This window comes from Paenibacillus oralis (assembly GCF_003863965.1).
Lineage (GTDB): Bacteria > Bacillota > Bacilli > Paenibacillales > Paenibacillaceae > Fontibacillus > Fontibacillus oralis.
This window is the reverse complement of record NZ_RRCN01000001.1, coordinates 7,472,769-7,494,522: the sequence shown is the minus strand read 5'-3', so window position 1 is coordinate 7,494,522 and position 21,754 is coordinate 7,472,769. Positions and strand designations below refer to the sequence as shown.

Here is a 21,754-nt window from a genome sequence, read left to right as displayed (position 1 = left end):
TTATGATGAACTTGTCAATTGGTAAGACAGTGCCTTCATTGCGATAATAGGAGGGAATCATATGAACAATAAAACGATTCTGATTACAGGTGGGACGGGCTCCTGGGGAGAGGAATTGGTTAGGCAACTGTTGCCTCTGGAGCCTAAGGAAATCCGCGTTTTCTCGCGAAACGAGTCGCTTCAGGTAAAGATGAAGCAAGCCTTTGGTAATGCTAGATTACAGTTCGTTATCGGCGATATCTGCGACAGACGGGAGCTCTTCAAAGCCTGCGCCGGTGTCGATTACGTGTTTCATCTGGCTGCACTCAAGCATGTTCCGATCTGTGAAGACCAGCCTGACAGTGCGTTGAAGACAAATGTGATGGGAACGCAGAATGTCATCGACGCAGCGATCGAAAGCAACGTACAGAAAGTACTCTATGTCTCTACGGATAAGGCGTCGAATCCGTCCAACACCTACGGGATGACCAAAGCGCTCGCGGAAAAACTCGTCCTGCACGCTGATTCTAGATCGAATACAAGATTTGCCTGCCTGAGAAGCGGTAACGTCCTTGGCTCCGCAGGTAGCGTCGTTCCTCTATTTTTACAACAGATAGAAGCAGGGCAGGACCTGAGCGTGACTGACCCCAGAATGACGAGATTTTTTCTCACGCTAAAAGATGCCGTTCGAACACTGTTATCCGCGATGGTTATTTGCCGGGGTGGAGAAATCTTCGTGACGAAAATGCCGTCATGTAAAATTACCGATATCGCACAGGTCCTGATTGAGCATTCTGGAAAGACGCATCTGAAGCAAAAGGTGATCGGCATCCGGCCGGGAGAGAGACTGCATGAGACATTAATTTCGGAATGGGAGGATGGTTGCGTACTGGATAGCAATGAGGATTTTTATACTATCGTATCTTCTTGCACGGACGAGTTCCAGGCGAGTAAGCGGCTGCCTGCGGATGCTTTTGGGAAGTGGAGCGGGGGATACTGCTCGGAGGATTCGACACTGTCCATGGAAGAAACAGCCACCCTTCTCCAGCGAGGAGGATTCCTCGGATGAAACGGACGATCGTATTTACCGGAGGCGGTTCCGCCGGTCACGTAACGGCTAATTTGGCCTTAATGGCGCGTTTGCGAGAGGAAGAGGATTGGGAGATTCATTATATCGGCTCGAAGCGTGGCATCGAGCGCCGGCTGGTCGACGACTTCCAGCAAGCTCGCTATCATGTGGTTGCTACGGGCAAGTTGAGAAGATACTTTGCCTTGGCCAATATAACGGACGTTTTCAAATTGCTGGTCGGCATTGTCCAAGCTGCGCTACATATTTTCCGGATCAAGCCGAACGTCGTTTTTTCCCTCGGCGGCTTCGTTGCCGTTCCAGTCGTGATCGGCGCTAAATGGAACGGAGTTCCAGTCGTGATTCTGGAACCCGATCTTAATCCCGGTCTTGCCAATCGGATTTCCCGAAGGTTTGCCCGGATAATGTGCACGACCTTTAAGGGGACTGTCGGGAACGATCGCTGTGCCGATGGGAAGCTCGTTCATGTTGGACCGATCGTCAGAGAGGAGCTAAAGTACGGCAGCCGTGCGCGAGGTATCTATGCTTGCGGCTTCGATAGCAACAAGCCGGTCCTGCTCGTGATGGGCGGTAGCCAGGGGGCGGACCGGATCAACCGGATCGTAAGAGAGTCGCTTCCAAAGCTGCTTGTAAGCTTTCAGGTCGTTCACATCTGCGGACATGGAAAAATGGATTCTGCTATCCGGCCGGACAGAAGATACATGCAGCTTGAATATGCCCATAACGAGTTGCCCGATTTGCTGGCTATGGCGGATCTGGTCGTATCGCGTGCGGGCTCCGGGGCGATCCATGAACTGCTGCTGCTTCGGAAGCCAATGCTTCTGATTCCGCACGCGAACGGTGGATCCCGTTTGGGACAGACGGCGAACGCGCAGTCCTTTCGGGATGCAGGCTATGCGGAGCTCCTTAACGAAGAGGGAATGACAAGTCAAGCTTTCCTTGAAGCAGTCGAGAACGCTTATTTGAAGCGCAGATCATTTGTAGATCGTATGAAGAACACTGACATGGGAGACGCCGCCGGTAAAGTTATCGATCTGATCAGGACGGCAGCAGGTGTCCGAAAGGGGAGAGGACTATGAACCATAAATTTCCTAAGCTGCTGCTTATCGCTTTTTTTCTGATCATTCTGACAGTGTACCTTATCTTTCACTCCTCCTATCCTCCTGATGTTTCGTAAAGTAATCCATCGAGGGAAAGATACGATAGGAGATACGTACCTTAAAGGCGTTACAAGTGCATAATAAAAGGTTGGATGTTCAGTCCAACCTTTTGACTCTAACTATAGCGTTTTTGAAATTCTTTCATAAATTCGGCAAGTGCTTGACAGGCTTTATATGGCAGGGCGTTGTAAACGGAGGCGCGAATATGTCCGACGCTTCGGTGTCCTTCCAGTCCGACCAATTGCTGAGTACTTGCTTCCTGGATAAATCTTTTCTCCAGTTCATCGTTCCATATTTTAAATGTAATGTTCATTAACGAACGGCTGGCCGGGTGTGCCAATCCCTTATAAAAGCCACCGCTCTGGTCGATGGCATCATAGATTAACCGTGCTTTTTCTTCATTTCGTTTCTCCATAATGTTCAATCCACCACTGTGCTTAATCCACTTCAATACAAGATTCACCATGTAAATGGGGTAGACAGGTGGAGTATTGTAGAGAGAATTATGTTTGATGTATGTGCGGTAGTCCAGCATGGCGGGTAATGAAGTCGTGTGTTGTGGTAGCGCTTCTTCCCGCAAAATGACAATCGTGACTCCGGCCGGGCCTAGATTTTTCTGAGCGCCGGCATATATGACGGCGAATTTCGAGATGTCGAACGGACGAGAGAGGATGTCACTTGACATGTCCGCGATCAACGGAACATCCTGAATAACGGGAAAGTGATGAAGTTGGGTACCATTTACGGTTTCATTGGAAGTGATGTGCAAATAAGCATCCATCTGCGTATGAACTTGTATATCTTGCAATGAAGGCATTTTCGTGAAATTGTTCGCTTTTCCCGAAAACGAGACATATACATCTCCAACTTTACAGGCTTCTTCAATAGCTTTCTCTGCCCATAGACCGCTCAAGATATAATTGGCAACCTTTCCGGGAGTAAGAAAATTCATCGGAATCATGGAGAACTGCAGGCTGGCACCGCCGGGGAGAAAAAGCACATGATACTCATCCGGCAATTGAAGCAGCTCTTTAAACAGAAGTTGAGTCTCATTATGGATTGCATCGTAAATTGGCGAACGATGTGAAATTTCCATCAAGGAAAGCCCGGTTGCTCCGTAATTGTTCATCTCCGACTGTGCTTGTTCCAAGACTTCTTGCGGAAGCACTGCTGGTCCAGCATAAAAATTGTATGGTCGTGCATGCATTAAGCTCATTCCTTTCTCAATTGCACTGGTTCATTGGAATGAAATTAATATAAACGATTCCTAGAAGTCCGTAACCCGCCAATCATTGAACATTTTATGCCAACCAGCTTATGAAAAAATGGCGGTGAAATATTTAATCATTTGGATGGTTTCAGATTACCCCTAAAGTTATACATTAGCGTAGTTTGGAAATCACGATCTGGGGAGGAGTCAGTATGAGTATAATTTGGAAATGGAAAAAGAGTCCGACAGTTTTCTAAAAAATAACGAAGGTCAGCGAAATTAGTGAGGAATAAAAAATATAAACCTTGTATTTTGGACCAGAATGAAATTCTACAAATCGATGTTAACAAAACAACCGCGGTGGTTAGCGGTTGTTTTGTTTTAGTTGTCTATGGCTATGAGTTTATGCTAGTCAGCGACCGCAGCGCTTCAGCAAACCGGGATATTCCGGGCTCGATCTCATCATTTTTGGCCCTGGCAAATGTAAATCGTACAAAGCTGGAATCCGAGCCGTAGACGCTTCCCGGCACGAACACGACCCCTCTTCGGATCGCTTCATCCAGCAGTTTGCCGTCGTTAACGTCTGGAAGCAGCTTGCACCACAGATGCAGTCCCCCGTGGGGAATGTCGTAAATGACCGAATCATGAAGCTCTTTCCGCAAGGTATCGATCAGCAGATCTCGCTTAAATTGCAGTTGTATGCGCAAGCGTTCCAAATGAGGTTCGAAATGAGACGATTTTAAAAATTGCGCAGCGACCTGTTGCGGAATGATGCTTAATCCGAAATCCATCTGCTGCCTAGCATCTGCCAGACGCTCCACAATGGAGCGCGGTGCGACCATCCAGCCGATACGTAGGCCGGACGCGGCGACTTTGGAAAACGAGCCGATGTACAGGACGGAACCAACTGTATCCAACGATTTTAGCGGTGCGGGCGGATTTCCCTCATAAGCGGTTAAACTGAAAGGATCGTCTTCTACGATCGGCAAAGCCAATTCACTGGCTACCTCCAGCAGTTGTTCGCGACGCTCATCGGCGAGTACAGTCCCCGTTGGGTTCTGATAATTCGGATTGAGGAACACCATTTTGATACGATGTTTTTTGTACAGGGTGCGAATGTCATCGGGACGGATACCGTGCTGATCGACAGGAAGTCGGAACAGCCGGAGTCCTGCGGATTGAAACATCGGCAGCGAGTAGCAATAGGAAGGGTCTTCGATCGCAACGGCGTCTCCCGGCGACAACAGGCATTGTGTTATCAAATACAGTGATTGCTGCGATCCGGACGTGATCAGGATTGACGATTCGCTTGTCTGAATTGACCGGTATCTCTTTAAATAGGAAACAAGGGTTTCTCTGAGTGGAACGTACCCTTGCGGATTGTCGTAGCCCAAATAAGACGTATAGTGATGCGCGCTCATCAGACTTGCGATTTCATCCATGGGTGCAAGATCCGCCGCCAGTTCGCCGCTTGCGAAATCGATCCGCGAAGGCTGATCTGTCAGTGCTTCCCGGATTTTACGCATAAAAGGCGGATTGGGTAAAAAACTGCCTCCTTCGGCATATCGTTTCCAATTTGGCGTATGCTTAGGCGTAGCTCCCCACTTGGTTCTGCTTACACGCGTTCCGCTACCTGTTCGGCTTTCGATGATACCAAACGAGCGCAGTTCGGCAAAGGCTTGAATGATAGTGCTACGGTTCACCCCTAGTTGCTCCGCCAACTTGCGTTCAGAAGGCAGCAGGCTGCCCGGTGGAAACTCGCCGTATGAGATTCGTTGCTCCAGATAGTCGGCAATCTGTTCATATAAAGGTTTGTTGCTTTGACGATCAGGCTTCCACATAACTCTCACCTACTTTAAATGTAAGACTAGCCATAATGTGATTTTTATCATACCACCGATGATCAAAAATGAAAGTGACCATTTCGACTTAACCTTGACAATTATTTATCTATTTGTTGAACATGGATGGTTCGGTTCATGAATAATTGGATGGTTAGGTTTGTATTGGATGGTGGAAAATGATCCAGCATTGGATGGTTATTTTCGATACTTTTTCTATTATCATAGTGGTCAAGTCGGAATTCAGCGGGGGTGAGTTCGGTTAATGACAACCACTAATGATGATAAAGTATCCAAAATTGAGATCATCAAGCGGCAAAGCCGTCATCTTCGGGGCACGATCAAGGAAGCGCTGCAGGATAGTGAAGCGAAATTTTCCGAAGAAAACGTTCAAGTACTGAAGTTTCACGGTGTTTACCAGCAGGATGATCGGGACTTACGGGCGCAACTAAAGAGGGAGGGGAAGGAGCGGCATTACAGTATGATGATCCGCGCCCGCATTCCGGGCGGTTTACTGTCATCGGAACAATATCTCGTCTTTGACCGGTTGGCGGATGAGTATACGGATTACAAAACCATGCGCATTACTACCCGCCAAACTTTGCAGCTCCACGGCATTCTGAAGGGCGACCTGAAGACGACAATCAAAACACTGAATGATGCACTGGTAACGACGCTAGGAGCATGCGGCGATTCCGGCCGCAATACGATCTGTTGCGCGGAGCCGGGAGATGAGCCGTTTCGGGAGGAGATGCGCCACGATGTGCTCGCGCTTGCGGACAGGCTCAGCGCGAAGACCAATGCCTACCATGAAATCTGGATCGACGGTGAGCCTGTTCAGTTAGCTGAAGATGAAACGGAAGAGCCTCTATACGGTGAAGTGTACTTGCCGCGCAAGTTCAAGGTAGCGATTGTGCCAGAAGGGGACAATTGCCTGGATGTATACGACAACGACATCGGTCTGGTGGCACATATTCGGGATGGTCATATCGAGGGATATACGGTGCTGGTTGGCGGCGGCATGGGACGGATGGCACTGGATCAGGATACTTATCCTCGACTCGCCAGTCCACTCTGCTATGTCGCCCGGAACGAGGCTGTCGGGACGATACTGGATGCGTGCGTGGCGATCGTCACGATCGAACGGGATTTCGGCGATCGCTCGAACCGCCGCTTTGCCCGCATGAAATATTTGATTGACAAGCGGGGACTGGCATGGTTCCGTGACGAAGTCGAGGCGCGGTTAGGCCATAAGCTGGAGCCGCCGAGACAGCTTACTTGGACAAACGGAAACGACCATCTCGGTTGGCATCGGGAACGAGACGGCGTGAGTTATTTGGGATTATTCGTGCCGTACGGTCGTATCAAAGATACGGAAACGATGCAGTTAAAATCGGCGCTCCGTGACATCATGCATAGGTTTCGGCCAACCGTGCGCTTTACTTCGCAGCAAAATGTAATTCTGAGCGGTCTACCGGACGAGCAGCGGTCCGCTGTCGAAGAAGTACTGCGCTCTTCCGGTGTGCCGCTTCCCCAGGAATTGTCAAACGTTCAGCAAAATATGATGGCTTGCGTGTCGCTGCCCACATGCGGTCTAGCACTTGCCGAGTCGGAACGGGCGCTTCCGGAACTGGTACCACAATTCGAGCGGCTATTCGACGTGTTGGGTTTGTCCGATGAGAACATCACCATTCGAATGACCGGCTGTTCGAACGGCTGTGCACGACCATATAACGCCAATATCGCTTTTATCGGACGCGCGCCGGGGAAATATGACATCTTTCTGGGGGGCAGCGCGTTGGGAACGGCCTTGAACGAGAGATTTCGGGATACGGTACCGTTCAAGGACTTGGTATCAGCAGTTCGTCCGGTGCTGGAATCTTTCATCCAGGATCGGGAACCTGGAGAAGATTTCGGGACGTATTGGCTGCGAACAGGAGCGGGTGGACACCGTGGATAAAGGATTGGCAGGAAAACGAGTTGCCATTACCGGCTCCCGTAAAATTCGAGAACTCAGTGAAATTATTGAACGGCAAGGTGGCGAGGCGGTCGTTCGCCCGCAACAGGGGCTGCTTGTCCTACAGGAGCAGGGATTGGAACGGGACCTGCTTCAACTGCTCATGTGGCTCCCGATCCGGAAATTTCACTTCGGCTTTGCCGGGAAATTTTAACTGAAGATGTGGATGCAGTTTGTTTTACAACCGCTGTGCAGGTACGTTACTTTTTTCAATATGTCAAAAATCATGGTCATTATTTGGAGATTAACGAGAGGTTCCGCCATCGGGTACTTGCAACTGCGATTGGCCGGATAACGGCCGAAGCGTTAAAAGAAGAAGGGATTAAACGAATATCAGCACCCGAGAACGAACGAATGGGTGCGATGATCATGGAACTGGCCTATTATTTCCGCAACGCATCGACACAACGGGGAATGGTGAAATGAAAAAACGTCATAATTAATTCAACCTTAGCTAGTTGAATCAAATGAGTACTTCATGCATACGTCTCCCCTTCTTATTAGATAGTTTTAATCTCAGATGAAAAGGAGAAGGACGCCTGCAATTATCAAAACTAGATAGAAGTATCATACGGCTCTTGAAGGCATCGAAAGGAGGGAATCCATTTGTCCTCGGTTACCCCCATCCGAAGCGCGTACGCGGCGGCGACGCTACCCGTGCTGTCCGTGCTTGCCGGGATCAGCTTTGTTCACGTTATGAACGATTCGATGCAGGCGGTTGTGCCGGCTCTGTTCACTGTACTGGAAAAGCCGCTTCACCTTAATTACGCTCAAGTCGGCTGGATCTCGTTTGCGCTCAACATCACATCGTCCGTCCTGCAGCCCGCCGTCGGCCTCTATACCGACCGGGCGTCCAAGCCGTACTTGATGCCGTTCGGTATGGCGATGAGCCTACTCGGCATGGTCGGGATCGCGCTTGCACCGTCTTTTTGGGTTGTTCTGCTGGCGGTGTTGTTGATCGGTTTCGGCTCAGCGATCTTTCATCCGGAAGGCTCGCGGGTCGTCTATTTCGCGGCCGGGAACAAGCTCGGCTTCGCCCAGTCCGTTTACCAAGTGGGAGGCAACGTGGGCAGCTCTCTCGCTCCGCTCATGACGCTGTTCGTGTTCGTGCCACTCGGACAGATAGGTGCCCTGTGGGGCACGCTGTTCGCGGCGGCAGCCATCGTGGTGTTGTTGGCGGTCGCCCCCTGGTATAAAAAGCAATTGGTCGATTGGAGGCCCCCAGGGGAAGATGACCCGGCTAAACGGATCTATCCCGATACAGTGTTGCCCCGAAAGCGCGTCGCAGTGGCAATGACACTGCTCGTCTTTATCGTGTTTGGTCGCTCTTGGTATTACTCGGGAATCAGCAATTATTATCAATTTTTTCTGATCAATCATTACGGTTTATCGGCCAAACAGGCGCAAATTCCGTTGTTTCTGTTCCTGCTGGCCGGTGTCGTAGGCACATTTTTCGGCGGGGTGTGGGCGGACCGGATCGGCATGAAGAAGATAATCGTGCTGTCAATCGCCGGAGCCGTCCCTTTCTCGTTGGTGCTTCCCCATTTACCACTCGTCTGGATTTATCCGACGATTGCGGCGCTCGGTTTTATTTTGATGTCGAGCTTCTCTGTCGCCGTGGTGTACGCGCAGCATCTGATGCCGACTCAGGTTGGCATGGCGTCGGGGCTGACAACGGGCCTAGCGTTCGGTATGGGTGCGATTGGGGCGGTCGTGCTAGGCAAGGCTGCTGACCTCTTCGGAATGACGAGCATTATGCAGGGTATCGCGTTTCTGCCACTTATTGGCCTTCTGGCGCTGCAGTTGCCCTCCGACCGCCAAAGGACCGATATTAAAAGAATGGTGAAGTACGGTGCTAAGGGCTAATTCGTACTGGGGAATCGAAGTGTTCGTCTATTATACTCGGATTCTTACCCTGCAACCAAGTCAATGAATCTGGGGATAATACAGCGGATCGAAAGAACAATCCGTCTTAAAGGGTTCCACCTCTTTTAGAGGACTTTTTAGAAGAAGAGAGATTATGCAGTTTACTCAGAGAGGGATGGTGGAATGATAAACCGTCATGTTCGGGTTGCTGTTGTACAGTCTGCACCCACATTATTTGTAAAACAATCCGCCCTGGATAAAATCACAAGCTTGACACGAGAGGCCGCCGGAAAAGGGGCGCGATTGATCGTCTTCCCCGAGGTATTTCTACCAGGGTATCCGCGGGGGCTCAGCTTCGGCGTACGTGTCGGTAGCCGCTCACATGAAGGAAGAAAGGATTGGCAGCGCTACTGGGAAAGCTCGATCGAGGTTCCGGGACCCGAAACTAATATATTGGGTGAACTGGCAAAAGAATTGGAGGTTTATTTGGTTATCGGTGTGGTAGAGCGGGATCAAGAGTTCAGTTCAGGTACCTTGTATAACTCCATGATCTATATCGGACCTGACGGAACTTTCCTGGGCAAGCACCGTAAGCTAGTGCCCACCGGCTCCGAACGTCTCTTGTGGGGGCAGGGAGACGGCAGCACACTGACTGTCATCGAAACACCGTTCGGCAACTTAGGAGGATTAATTTGTTGGGAAAACTATATGCCATTGGCCCGAACGGCTATGTACGCGCAAGGTATCGATATCTATATTGCCCCTACGGCTGATGCCCGAGACACGTGGCAGGCTACAATCCGTCATATTGCATGCGAGGGTCGTTGCTATGTCATTTCCTGCAATCAGTTCACCACCAAAGCGACCTATCCAACTGACCTAGCTTATTACGGTGATATTCGGGAGGACAATGATGTGCTCAGTCGGGGCGGAAGCGCCATTGTCGGGCCGCTTGGTGAATATATCGTGGAGCCACTCTATAATAAAGAAGGAATTTTGTTCGCGACTCTTGATCTCGACGAGGTCACGCGAAGCAGATTCGATTTCGACGTTGTCGGGCATTACAGCCGTCCGGATGTTTTTCAACTTGTCGTTAATGATCGAAAGCAGGAAATTGTAAGTAAAATGGCTTATTCTGATTGAAATTTCCTTTTCTAGTTATACGTAAAATCAATAAACTCAAAAACTGTTCTTTTAATGGTATAAAACAACTGGGAAAAGCATACACAATACATCGACTTTTCAATAGTACTGAATCATAATCCCTCCGATTCTTAGAAGCCCGACACATTCGGACATCTAGGACCGCAGAGGGATATTTTTTTGCGTAATTTTGTCAATTGAAGTTGCCTTTTTACTCCATATTCCCCATTTACCCAATAAGAGGAAAAGAAAGGAGATGTTATTATGTGCTCAGAATCAAGGACCTGTGAAGCGGTTGAAAAGGGATTCAGCATTTACATTAAGCTATGTATCCGACATGTCAGCAGGGATTATTTTAGAAAGCTTAATCGGGATTCATTTTACGTAAGACCTCTTGATGCAATTGTATATGAGCCATACCTCACCCTTAATCTCCAGACAAGCACGGTAATGACAGTAGAGGATTTTGAAGTGCTTTCACAAGCCATCGAAACATTGAGTTCTTCAGAAAAAAAGGTACTGTATCTTAAATTCTTTCAAAATAAAACAGATAAGGAAATTGCACAGTTTATTGGGGTCACGAGACAGGCCGTCTCCAAGTCAAAAACGAACGTATTGGTGAAGCTTAAAAGTCAACTGGAGATATATTTGTAAGATCGAAATTCGCATTCGCGCTCCTCCTCTTCTGATATTTATTAGTGAACATTCAATAAAGGAGGACATTCGATGCACGAAGTAATTGATTTAATTCAACTCGCTCAGAATGGTGATAGACAAGCTGTGGCTGAACTGATTCAACGATATGAGCCGCTGATTAACAAGTATTCTCGTAAAGATGGAAAGCTTAACGAAGACTGTAAGCAACAATTGATTCTGGAGTTCATTTTAGCTGTTCGTCGTTTTGATCTCAACCGGTACTATCATTGATGTAGATCGCTCTTCAGTTGACCAATTAGGTCATGTGAAGGGCGATTTTCTTGAAAGATTATTTTATCAAACCTAAGTATTGGGAGATTTGTTAGTTCCATTTGCAATGTCGCTCTTTGCTAAAAGGTCTTTATCGATTGACGGCAAGCCGATCTACCAGCTTTCGCTTTGTAATTTCCGAAATGGTGAGTGATATATCGTAGTAATTTTAATCCAGGTGAAACCAATAATTGCATCATATCAATGACAAATGTTTAACGGTTTTATGAATGATTAGTGCATGCCCAGATCTCTACAATTGGATGGTTTTAAGTACTCGGTAATTGGGGGGTTATTTATCATCCTTTTTTCTATATCATATTGCCAGTCCAGAGTTATCACAATCGGAAGGAGGAGTTACATGAAAAGCCACTAGTCAAGGAGAACAGCTGATCGTCTTTCCCGTGGTTTTTCTACCAGGTTATCCTTGGGACTGAGCTTTAGTGCTCGAGTAGGAAGCCTCACTACCGAGGAAGAAGGAACTGAGAACGCTACAGGGAAAGTGCAGTTTTTACTTTCCCAGATTGCCCAAAGTAGATTTGACTTTGATGTGGTGAGCCACTAAGTCGTCCGGATGTCTTCCAATTGATTGTAAAAAACAGTATGCAGGAAATTGTTCAATACGGTTTAAAAATGAAGGACTCGCTATACGGGTAAGTTGTGATAAGAGAAACTCTCAAAACATAGCGAGAGGTTGAATTATTTGTTTTTTTCGTGAAGAAATTCACGTGGGAGACTGTTTTTTTTCAACATAATCAAGTCTGTTAATAATACATCAAGAAAGAGGGAATTACGATGGGGGTCATTGAACTGGCACGGCTTCAGTTCGCAACAACTACTATTCTGCATTTTGTCTTTGTCCCCATTTCGATTGGCCTGTCCCTACTGATAGCCATTATGGAGACAATATATGTAGTAACCAAAAAGGAGCTTTACAAGAAAATGGCCAAGTTCTGGGGACATTTTCTGCTGATTAATTTTGCGGTCGGTGTTGTGACCGGCATTCTGCAAGAGTTCCAGTTTGGCATGAACTGGTCTGACTTCTCGCGTTTTGTTGGCGATGTATTCGGTACTCCGCTTGCCGTTGAAGCGTTACTTGCTTTTTTCCTAGAATCCACATTTATTGGACTGTGGATATTTGGATGGGATCGTCTGTCCAAAGGGGTACATCTGGCCTCCATGTGGCTGGTTTCCATCGGATCGATGCTGTCCGCCTTCTGGATTCTGACAGCCAACTCCTTCATGCAGCGTCCTGTAGGCTATTCCATCGCCAATGGTCGGGCGGAAATGACGGATATGTGGGCCATGATCACCAATGAGCAGGTGCTATGGGAATATCCGCATACGATCTTTGCGGCCTTTGCAACCGGAGCCTTTCTGGTGGCCGGTATCAGTGCGTGGAAGCTGCTTCGCAAAAAGGATGTTCCGTTTTTCAAAACATCGTTTACCATCAGCATCATTGTTGCTTCCATATCATCCATAGCCATCGCGCTTTTCGGCCATGGTCAGGCACAGTTCCTGGTGGAGACACAGCCGATGAAAATGGCCGCGAGTGAAGGGCTATGGGAGAGAAGTGAAGACCCTGCACCCTGGACTGTAGTGGCGGGCATTGATCCTGACAAGCAGGAAAATACTTTTGAGCTGAAAATTCCTTACTTTCTCAGTTATCTTTCGTACAGCAAGTTTTCGGGAGCCGTGACAGGCATGAAGGAACTGCAGGCAGAATACGAGGCTACCTATGGACCGGGCAACTATATTCCACCTGTACGTACTACCTTCTGGAGCTTCCGAATCATGGTAGGCAGCGGCTCGGCAATGATTTTGCTTGCTTTATATGGACTGTATCTGTCGGTCCGCAGGAAGCTTGATCAGGCTACCCCTCTGTACATGAGAATTATGATAGTTGCCATAGCTCTCCCATTCATTGCCAACACAGCCGGCTGGGTTATGACCGAAATTGGACGTCAGCCCTGGACTGTATTTGGACTGCTTCGGACAGAGGATTCTATCTCGGCAAGTATTCGCACTCATCATGTTTTGTTTTCTCTCGTTTCATTCACAGTGCTCTATTTAATTTTACTCGGCATTCTGGCCTTTCTGTTTGTACGTGAAGCACGTAAAAGTCCTTATGATCACCACAATCCGGACGTAACTATCGACGATCCATATCAATATCAAGGGGGAAAGCAGCATGCTGCTGAATGAGCTGTGGTTTGTGCTGATCGCTGTATTGTTCACAGGTTTTTTCTTTCTTGAGGGATTCGACTTTGGCGTAGGGATGGCGACGGGCATATTATCCCGGAGTGATCTGGAGAAGAGGATGTTGATCAACACGATCGGCCCCTTCTGGGATGCGAATGAGGTTTGGCTGATTACAGCAGCCGGAGCGATGTTTGCGGCCTTTCCGCACTGGTATGCCACTATGTTTAGCGGATATCACTTCATTTTTACCCTCATCCTTCTGGCGCTGATCGTCAGAGGCGTTGCGTTTGAATTCCGAAGCAAGGTCAATCGGGGCGCATGGCGTAAGATATGGGACTGTTCAATCCTATTTGGCAGTATTGTACCGCCGCTGATGTTTGGCATTATATTTGCCAACATGGTTCGAGGTGTTCCGATTGGAGCGGATATGGAAATGAGAGCGGGACTGTCCGAGGTAATGAACGGCTATAGTATATGGGCAGGAGGAACGCTGGTGGGCCTTTGCCTACTTCACGGCTTCACCTTCATTTCACTGCGAACAACGGGTCAACTGAGAGAACGCGCACGGCATTTTGCGGTAAGAGTACTGCCCGTGACGTCCGTACTGCTGCTTGTTCTCGCGAGATGGACATATATTGAAACGGATCTGTTTGACCGTCAGCCGATCTGGATTTCGGTTATGCTTGTAGTTGCATTAATATCACTGCTATGTGCATTCTGGTCATTAAAGCGGCAAAAAGAGGGATGGGCTTTTGTCATGACAGGCATGCTCATTCTGCTCACCTGTGCTTCGCTGTTCATTGGTTTGTTTCCGCGTCTAATGGTCAGCTCTCTGGACAGCAGCTATAATCTGACCTTATATAATGCTTCATCCAGTGCGTATACCTTGAAGGCGATGACCCTCGTAGCCGCTATTCTGCTACCTTTCGTATTGATGAATCAGGCATGGAGCTATTTTGTTTTCCATAAACGAATTACTGAGAAGGATCACATGGAATACTGATAGATATTACATGGTTTGAGCTTCCAGGTATCCGTGGTCATATGTTAAAAATGTATTTTTTTCTCCTTACTGCACTGAGTGTAAAGGCATTAATTATTATTAAATTCTTTAGCAAAAGAATATGGAACTGAGAATTAACATTATGAGCAAATATTTCATGTGAGGCTTGCCAAACATCATACGATCGTTCAGCTTATGAATATATGGACGGAGGTCATCTGGAATAAATAAGGCTAATAGTTTTACATCCAAGTTCTTGTATCGTTGTATTGAAAGATCCTCGGTGCTTTTGCATGTTTTTCTGGCTCGAAAGAATTACAGCAAAAAGCGCAGCTCTCTTCTCAAGATGCTGCGCTTTTTTGTATAGCATGGAGCATCAAAACCGTTCTGTAAGAAGTCAGGTTACAAAGCATTAGCATAATTTGGCTAATTTCTGTCTAAAAGGATATATTCTTTGATTAATCGGTAATAAAGTTGACTGTTAGCATTAGAATCAAAAAGATCATGGGAGCTATCGCCGAGAATGATATTCTTGTTTATCATTTGGAGCAAGTATTGCTTTAAATTGTCAGGAACAAATAATACAACAACGTGTACAGGAAGATCATAACAGCGCTCCAAGGCTCGATATAATACCGGCAGCTCGTATGGCATAGCTGAGCCACAAAGAAGTCGAACATCTGCATTGATGAAGGATTCTTGCAGCTTGGGATCTCCTATTACTCCACAATCCGTTACAATAAAGTTATAATCACGATTTATTTCCGGGGTTAAATAAAAATCTACATTCTCTAGAGTATAAGCGTTGCCCGCCTTTTCTGGTTCAAACAATTGGATAATGTGAGCTAAATGCTTACTGGTGTTGGCTTCCAAATAACAGGCATCCCCTCCATGTTCATTAAGCCAATAAACCAGATTCATTGCGGTCGTCGTGACGCCTACACGCCTATCGCTTCCAGCTACGGCAATACGTATGTTCATACAATCGAATTGATACTTCTCTTCATTGGATTGTAAAGCTGTCAGTGTCTCATCGATGGGAATATGGGGAGCGGAAGGGATAAATCGTTGCATCCCTTGCTCGGAAAAACACTCCCTAATTTCATCCCGCAACGTATCGATTTCTTCTGCAGTCGCGATATTCGAAATACCCGCTTGTGTCAATTGAAGCAGAAGAGGGCTGCTTTCCGGCGGCCCGATCGCAATCACAATGAGACGGATTTCATACATGGTTTGAAACGATAATAGAGCTTGAACCATCTCATCATCAGGTTCAAGGATCGCCTTTCGATCAATGGCTACGAACCGAACATGACTGAAATGCCGCATGTCTTTGACTACAAAAGACAGGAGTGAAAACTGCCCCGTCAGTTTCTTTAACGGCAGATTCTGCTCCTGCTCTATCATATCCAATAAATTGACGTGATCGTTACTGGTCAGATACAAAATCATTAGTCAGCCTTCCTTCATAAACAATAAAATCGTCCCCACAATTACAAGAGCGACATAGAGGAAAAGCTCAAGAATCTGTTTCTTTTTGTCCACGCCTTATCGTCCTCCCGCCGTTCCCATATAAGCGAACTTATACTCGGGAATCTCAAAATGAACATGCATTCGTTTGGAACCGATCATCAGTAGGGCATGTTCGCGTTTTTTGCCTGCCAATAGTTCCTCTTCCGCTTCGGTCAAGTTATATAACTCTCTCGTCTCTTGAAGATTTTTTCCATCGGTCCCCATCAAAATTTTAATGCAAGGTATGTCGAGTAACGCCTGGCCGTACATTTTGACCTCGGGAGCAAGAAAGTCAACGACACTGTGGGAGATGATCGCAAGGGCCGCTTCATATTTCCGAGCGCGCTTTTCAACATTTCGGAGGAAGACAAGGCTTTGCGGTACGTTAGGGTCGATCATGAGGTAAGATTCATCGCAGATGAGCAGTACCCGTTCATTTCGATTCCGCGACATCTGTTCCCAGCACCAGGACAGCAGATTAAAGTATTGAGTTCGCTTGATGTTGTCGGAAGTGTTTTGTAGCGAGTGGGTATCCAAACAAATGCAACGGCTGCGGGTTTGAATCGTGCTATGGCCGTTCCACAGAAAAGAGTCTCCGCCGCGGGCAATATCATGCAGTAGCAATGACAACTCTTTATAAACTTCATCGCCATGCTTTTCTTCTTTGGCTTGCAGGAGTTCGTACAGATCGGAGAAGGTAGGAAAGTCAGTGTTGCACAACTGGCTAATGTCCGTGTTCCAAGTGATATGAAACTGATTGTACAGTTCAATCAGGCATTGCTTAAGAACGGCTTTCTGCATCATCGTCAGATCGGGAACGTAGAGGTTAAAGAAGATTTCCAAGTTTTTCAGATGCAATGCCATATCCGACATTCCGTTGCCTTCGTCCTTGTAGAGCGGGTGCGGTTCGTCTTCATCGTCACGGGGAGCCGGGCGGATTTGCAACGGATTGATTTTTCCGCCTGCTCCGCCGCCTGCATTAATCCAGTCGCCGTTCAATCGCTGACATAGCTCTTTGTATTCGGACTCCGGGTCAATGAAGATAACTTTTGTTCCCTTCATGTATTCGCTAATTGCGATATGCTTCACGGCTGTCGATTTGCCGACACCCGCCACGCCCATAATTACGATGTTGGAGTTTGTCCGATCTCCGCCGCGCCGCCAGAGATCAACGATAATCAGCCCGCTGTTGGCATCCTTGGCCAAATAATACCCGGTTCCATCATTGAAACCACTGCTGGCAAATGGAAACCCGCCAACAAAGGAACTCATCGGCATGATTTTATCCAACACCTGCGCAATTTGTTCCTGTGCGGGGTACAAAGGGGAGAGGTGTTGGAAACTTTCTTTTTGCAAATGAGCCAATGTACGGATTTTACAGCGCATCATGCTGAATGTGTTCTCCACTCGCCTGCAGGCACGCTTGAACAATCTTTCTTCATGGGCAAATGGCATGACGACCAAATTCATGAGTCCCACCGTCTCGCCGTTTTGGTCGATTTGCAGCATAATATTCTCGCCGTCAACCGCCGCTTTTTCGGCCCGCTGCCTGGTGAGCGGGTCTTTGGCGGTATCGGCGAGACTGCGGTTTTGCGTGATCGATTTGGAAATGGCATTGATCAAGGCGCTATTGTCGATGGGTTGAAATCCGATGGCTACCATTGTAGCAGGCAGATTGGTCAAAGTGGAAAGCCATCCGATCTCAACCTTTTGCGGATATTGAATCACACCGTATACTTTGGCGGATTCTTCTCCGACAACCAGACCATTGCGGGAGAAGGACAGACCCATCGGAGTAATTGCATTTAAAAGCGAGGCATTTACGCTTGGCTCAGGTTGTTTTTTACTCATCGTATTCTGCCCTCCTATCAGGGATTGATAATCCAAAATGGGCCTCCGGCACCGGCGTTTTTCCGGGCTTCCTTGAGAATGATTGAAAAATCCCATTCCTTTTCGCTACGTTTTTTGCTGGCTGGGTCGGCAACTAAGATTTGACCGTCGTCGGTAACGCCGCGCAGGACGATAAAGTGGCCGGAAGAAGTAAAATGACCTTTGCTCATGATAGCAATGACAAGTTTACCGCCAGCAAGGGCATCAATGATTTTTTGTGATTCGTCGACCGTAGCTCCCTGTACTTTTAAGCCGAAATGTTTGGCTCCGTCGGGAATCAGGCTATGATAGCTGCCGGTGCCTTCTGCCAAATAGCCGTTATCATAAGCCCATTTGGACATGGCGACCGGCTCGACGGTTTTGTTCGTCAGCGTGGATACAACCATAGCCAGTGATGTCGGCCCGCACCCGACAACGCCGATTGTATCGCGGGGGCCATAAGGCTTGTCTGCCCAGCGCGAATCAAGTTGGTTGTAGTACACTACCTCGCGGCTACCATCCTTGAATATCACGCCTTCATATTGCTGGCCGTAACTTTCCATGTAGCTATCCTCGTTTTTTTGCACCAGTTGCGTATATCCGTAATCGGTGCGTATTTCGTCAACAACAACGGTTTCATCCGCGGACAGCCAAAGTTTGAGTGTCTCAAAAGGAGCGGTCAGCAATTGCAGTACCATCGCGACAAGCAGCAAGAAAGTTACGACGGGGGCGATGATCAGCATCAAAATGTGCTTGCGGGTTTGTTCGTCAGTAGCAACTTTGACAGCCAGGCGTGCCAGCAGTTTTGCGGTTGTCGGGTCCATCCCTCACGCCTCCATTCGGAGCAGAGACGGAATCGTGCTCTCTGGTTCGTCGAGGTCCAGATGAGTGTAAGCGGGATTGTTGACCAGATTGCATAACCGTACGATTTCCTGCTGCTTTAAGAGATGAGACTGCACCTGGGCATCTCCAAAGTGCTGAGCCAGTCGTTTGGCTTTCTCCAGCAAATCCCTTTCGCCGCCAGCATCCTGCCGTTGCCAAAGCGCCAAATAAAATTGCCGCTCCACAACTTCGCCGGACAACGCCAGCGTGTTCATTTCCAATACTTCTTGCCGCAGCAATTCCTTTTGCGTGGCGTCTGCAACTGAAAGCAGGGAGGACAGGTCGTTAATCAATGGCGAAATATCTACCGGCCGGCTGACAGCTAGAAACTTGAAAGGAAAGCGTATGGAAGACAGTTCAGCCGTTAATTTGCGGATCAGTAACCGCTTTTCGGTCAAACTTAATAAATCCAGACTGATCGGAAAAATACGAAGATAGCAGAGCATCCATCCGTCCATGGTATACAGGAAATGACCTTGAATATCCCTGACATTGACAAACTGCTGAGCTGTTTGCGCCGCGAGATCCGCCGTTTCTTTCGAGCGGCGTTTGCCATGACGGAGGAAAAAGAAAGCTGCTCCTCCGCCGAGCAAGCAGAGAAGCAGCATGAGGATTGGCAGCAGCATGTTCGCAGCACTATCCTTTCGCTATTTGTTTTTTTGCGGGGCGATATGCCAGTCGGAAAACAGGTTGCCGGAAATCGTAACCGGAGTTTGCAGTTGCAACGTAAGCATGCCGTCGGGCGTCCATGCATCCATTACTCGGGTGATTGGGGTATATGATCCGTCCGGGTACCAGATAGGAGTGAAATGAACCCGGCTCCGATACGTGGAATAGTCATTGGGCTTCAGCCAGAAGCTCGCGTTATATGCACCCGTTTTCAGGTCGTGCAACCGCCAATACGACTTATATTGAAACTCGGGGAAATAGGATACAGCGGTTTGCACTCCAGTAGTATGACTACTAGGTGCATTCGAAGATATGATGGTGGACGTGCGGATATCAATACCGTATCCGGATTTAAGGGACTTGGTTGTTGAGGGTGATTTGGCGTCGGGGAGAACGGATTGCGTAGCGGACAGCGTGGCGGAATATTCTGTCCAATCGAACTCCCACCAGCCGTGGCCTTCCCCATCCGAATGCCAATGTGCCGACCAGACGCCCCAAGAGGAAGATTTCTTCGCTGTGTAGGAGGGAACAGAGGGTTGGCGGAAGCTGTCATTTCGATCTGTAGCCTTTGGATCAGGCGGCACATTTTGATTGAGATCGACAATGGAGGCGGTGATGGAGTTAGCGCTCAAAGTGCCGTCAGAGGAACTGATTTGTATGGACAGCGATTGCGGTTTGCTAGGGGTACGCCACTTCATCCAAACAAGCTGGCTATCTCCTTCCGGGATGACGATATTGGTTACGGTGTAACTGCTGCCTAAGACACGAAACGTCACGCTGGCCGGGGAATCGGGTGTGATCTGGTCTGAGGTCGAAAGCCATACGGAAGTTATGACGTCGGTGTTGGCTCTGTACTGAAAGTTTGTTTGACTAGGCGGAGGTGTCACTGGTGCGTCATTAAACCGTACAATACCAAGCCCTAGAGAAGTGATGATCTGGTGATTGCTGACCCGACCGCTAGCAGAGCCGTTCCACGCGGGATACCCCAAGTCAGGAGTTTCCAAAAACATTGCCAAAGGCAAGTTTTGATGCGTAAGGCTGACCATTTTGGAGCGTAAACCGCCATTTAAGAGTTGGTCGTACAGAGCGGCTTCATGCGCGGTCATTCCCATAAAACCGCCTTGGAACGTAAAATATGCGATGGGCTCCAACAGAAGTTTGTAGTTTCCGTCCGTCAATGTGTTGTAATCGATCCCGGTATCATTGGCGACCATTTTGACGGCACCTTCTGAACAAAAGTACCTTTTGATAACCTCGATGTTAGTTACTGAATCTCCGGAACTGATAATTCTTGGCATAGGTGTGGCGGGAATCTGATAAGCATATCCCCCTACTTGCACCGATAGTGATTTTCCAGCACGGTAGTGAAGTTTGCTTACTTTCCCAAAATGGATCAGTCCTGTAGACGGCCTTTTATTGGTGTAGTCTATGGATACGGAAACAGGTTTTTGATCTGACGCTCGAACAACAGTTATTCTTACGCCGTCATAGCCGGGGGTCCATTTATTTTGCGAAGTACCTGAGCCCATACCGCCGCCGCCATTATCAATGTTCCCGTCTCCGTTGGCAAAGACATTTGAATGTGTGGGATTGATCAATAAGCAAAAAGTTAGCAGGACCCAAAGAATCCGCTTCAAAAGAATCACCTTCTTTATAAAGTAAAAAGGTACAGGCGGCTGCCTGTACCCTTGTACAAAAAATATAATCAATCCATCGTACCTACCTGTTTGTCCCAGTCTCCATCCGAACTGCTTTGCTCGCCTTTGTTGTCTCCCGAGTCTTCCACCCAACCGAAACCGGGCACATATACTTTCCCGCTATTACCTTGCTCGCCCGCCTTAGGCTCCTCCTTCGGTTCGCTCGGCTTCGTCTCCTTTTTTTCATTCTTTGGGGGAGATGTCGTTGATTGCGGCTTGTTTGTTTCCTTAGGCTCCGGCTTAGGTGACTCGGTCGGTTTTGGTGTTGCCTCCGGTTCGGTAATTGGAGCTTCGACATGCTGGGGTCCCTTGTCCGGCTGCAGGACAGGTTGTTCCTTAATCGTTGGTTCCTGATCCGGTTTTACGTCAGACACGACGGGGGAAGAACTTGGAGCTTGGGTTTCAGGAGAATTCGCCGTTGCATCTTTTGGTATGTCAATATCACCAGGATCGGTGACAGTAGGGGAAGGCGATACAGTGGTAACGGGTTCGGTTTGAGCAGGCTTACCCGAGGAGAGGCTGAGCGCCCATATTCCAATGGCCCCAAGCATCACGATGCCGCCTGTAAGCAGCCAAGCTTTTCGCTTCATACAGATTCATCTCCTTTTACATAAGAGGGTCGAGAAAGGGAATGGTTACTTTCATTATACT

19 protein-coding genes are annotated in these 21,754 nt (G+C 48.0%); 11 read left to right on the top strand and 8 right to left on the bottom strand.

Annotated elements, in window-relative coordinates; genetic code table 11:
* Positions 1-61 precede the first annotated feature (61 nt).
* Both EHV15_RS33260 and EHV15_RS33255 read left to right on the top strand, forming a co-directional pair.
* Positions 62-1,048: a polysaccharide biosynthesis protein gene (locus EHV15_RS33260; RefSeq protein WP_128635037.1), complete on the top strand. Its 987-nt coding sequence runs from the start codon at positions 62-64 to the stop codon at positions 1,046-1,048.
* Complete coding sequence (locus EHV15_RS33255; RefSeq protein WP_128635036.1) at positions 1,045-2,145, top strand: undecaprenyldiphospho-muramoylpentapeptide beta-N-acetylglucosaminyltransferase; 1,101 nt, start codon at positions 1,045-1,047, stop codon at positions 2,143-2,145. The genes EHV15_RS33260 and EHV15_RS33255 overlap by 4 nt, the downstream gene beginning before the upstream one ends.
* Before the next feature lie 196 nt (positions 2,146-2,341).
* Here the strand turns inward: EHV15_RS33255 and serC are convergent, their stop codons facing one another.
* Both serC and pdxR read right to left on the bottom strand, forming a co-directional pair.
* Entirely contained in the window at positions 2,342-3,433 is a 1,092-nt protein-coding gene (gene serC / locus EHV15_RS33250) for a 3-phosphoserine/phosphohydroxythreonine transaminase (RefSeq protein WP_128635035.1), read from the bottom strand.
* A 398-nt stretch (positions 3,434-3,831) separates the two neighbouring features.
* Positions 3,832-5,277: a MocR-like pyridoxine biosynthesis transcription factor PdxR gene (gene pdxR, locus EHV15_RS33245; RefSeq protein WP_128635034.1), complete on the bottom strand. Its 1,446-nt coding sequence runs from the start codon at positions 5,275-5,277 to the stop codon at positions 3,832-3,834.
* 265 nt (positions 5,278-5,542) lie between these two features.
* Between pdxR and EHV15_RS33240 the strand changes: the two genes are divergently transcribed.
* The 9 genes from EHV15_RS33240 to cydB all read left to right on the top strand — a co-directional run bounded on the left by EHV15_RS33240 (position 5,543) and on the right by cydB (position 14,474).
* Positions 5,543-7,237 carry an NADPH-dependent assimilatory sulfite reductase hemoprotein subunit gene (locus tag EHV15_RS33240; RefSeq protein WP_128635033.1) on the top strand — a complete coding sequence of 565 codons (1,695 nt, stop codon included), beginning with the start codon at positions 5,543-5,545 and terminating at the stop codon, positions 7,235-7,237.
* The gene (locus EHV15_RS38490; protein WP_425464460.1) at positions 7,230-7,448 is read left to right on the top strand and encodes a hypothetical protein; all 219 of its coding nucleotides are present in this window, start codon (positions 7,230-7,232) and stop codon (positions 7,446-7,448) included. The genes EHV15_RS33240 and EHV15_RS38490 overlap by 8 nt, the downstream gene beginning before the upstream one ends.
* Positions 7,449-7,456: 8 nt before the next feature.
* Positions 7,457-7,720 (top strand): uroporphyrinogen-III synthase, encoded by a 264-nt coding sequence (locus EHV15_RS38485; RefSeq protein ID WP_425464459.1) that lies wholly within the window; start codon positions 7,457-7,459, stop codon positions 7,718-7,720.
* Between the two features lie 180 nt (positions 7,721-7,900).
* Positions 7,901-9,160 carry an MFS transporter gene (locus tag EHV15_RS33230; protein WP_246061866.1) on the top strand — a complete coding sequence of 420 codons (1,260 nt, stop codon included), beginning with the start codon at positions 7,901-7,903 and terminating at the stop codon, positions 9,158-9,160.
* A gap of 183 nt (positions 9,161-9,343) precedes the next feature.
* Positions 9,344-10,303: a carbon-nitrogen hydrolase family protein gene (locus tag EHV15_RS33225; protein WP_128635032.1), complete on the top strand. Its 960-nt coding sequence runs from the start codon at positions 9,344-9,346 to the stop codon at positions 10,301-10,303.
* A gap of 264 nt (positions 10,304-10,567) precedes the next feature.
* On the top strand, positions 10,568-10,957 hold the full coding sequence (locus tag EHV15_RS33220) for a sigma-70 family RNA polymerase sigma factor (protein ID WP_128635031.1): 390 nt from the start codon (positions 10,568-10,570) through the stop codon (positions 10,955-10,957).
* Positions 10,958-11,029: 72 nt separating this feature from the next.
* Entirely contained in the window at positions 11,030-11,230 is a 201-nt protein-coding gene (locus EHV15_RS33215; RefSeq protein ID WP_128635030.1) for a helix-turn-helix domain-containing protein, read from the top strand.
* Between the two features lie 834 nt (positions 11,231-12,064).
* On the top strand, positions 12,065-13,474 hold the full coding sequence (locus EHV15_RS33210; RefSeq protein WP_128635029.1) for a cytochrome ubiquinol oxidase subunit I: 1,410 nt from the start codon (positions 12,065-12,067) through the stop codon (positions 13,472-13,474).
* Positions 13,461-14,474 carry a cytochrome d ubiquinol oxidase subunit II gene (gene cydB / locus EHV15_RS33205; RefSeq protein WP_128635028.1) on the top strand — a complete coding sequence of 338 codons (1,014 nt, stop codon included), beginning with the start codon at positions 13,461-13,463 and terminating at the stop codon, positions 14,472-14,474. The genes EHV15_RS33210 and cydB overlap by 14 nt, the downstream gene beginning before the upstream one ends.
* Positions 14,475-14,900: 426 nt before the next feature.
* On the opposite strand, the gene EHV15_RS37740 is transcribed toward cydB, so the two are convergent.
* From EHV15_RS37740 to EHV15_RS33175, 6 genes are all read right to left on the bottom strand, one after another.
* A complete protein-coding gene (locus EHV15_RS37740; RefSeq protein ID WP_246061865.1) occupies positions 14,901-15,926 on the bottom strand; it encodes a hypothetical protein in 1,026 nt (341 codons plus the stop codon).
* A gap of 96 nt (positions 15,927-16,022) precedes the next feature.
* Positions 16,023-17,837 carry a VirB4 family type IV secretion system protein gene (locus tag EHV15_RS33195; RefSeq protein ID WP_128635027.1) on the bottom strand — a complete coding sequence of 605 codons (1,815 nt, stop codon included), beginning with the start codon at positions 17,835-17,837 and terminating at the stop codon, positions 16,023-16,025.
* 17 nt (positions 17,838-17,854) lie between these two features.
* Entirely contained in the window at positions 17,855-18,679 is an 825-nt protein-coding gene (locus tag EHV15_RS33190) for a C39 family peptidase (protein WP_128635026.1), read from the bottom strand.
* A gap of 3 nt (positions 18,680-18,682) precedes the next feature.
* Entirely contained in the window at positions 18,683-19,363 is a 681-nt protein-coding gene (locus EHV15_RS33185; RefSeq protein ID WP_128635025.1) for a hypothetical protein, read from the bottom strand.
* A 21-nt stretch (positions 19,364-19,384) separates the two neighbouring features.
* A complete protein-coding gene (locus EHV15_RS33180; protein WP_342774095.1) occupies positions 19,385-21,052 on the bottom strand; it encodes a DUF8193 domain-containing protein in 1,668 nt (555 codons plus the stop codon).
* 59 nt (positions 21,053-21,111) lie between these two features.
* Positions 21,112-21,693 (bottom strand): DUF6550 family protein, encoded by a 582-nt coding sequence (locus EHV15_RS33175; protein WP_128635023.1) that lies wholly within the window; start codon positions 21,691-21,693, stop codon positions 21,112-21,114.
* Positions 21,694-21,754 lie beyond the last annotated feature (61 nt).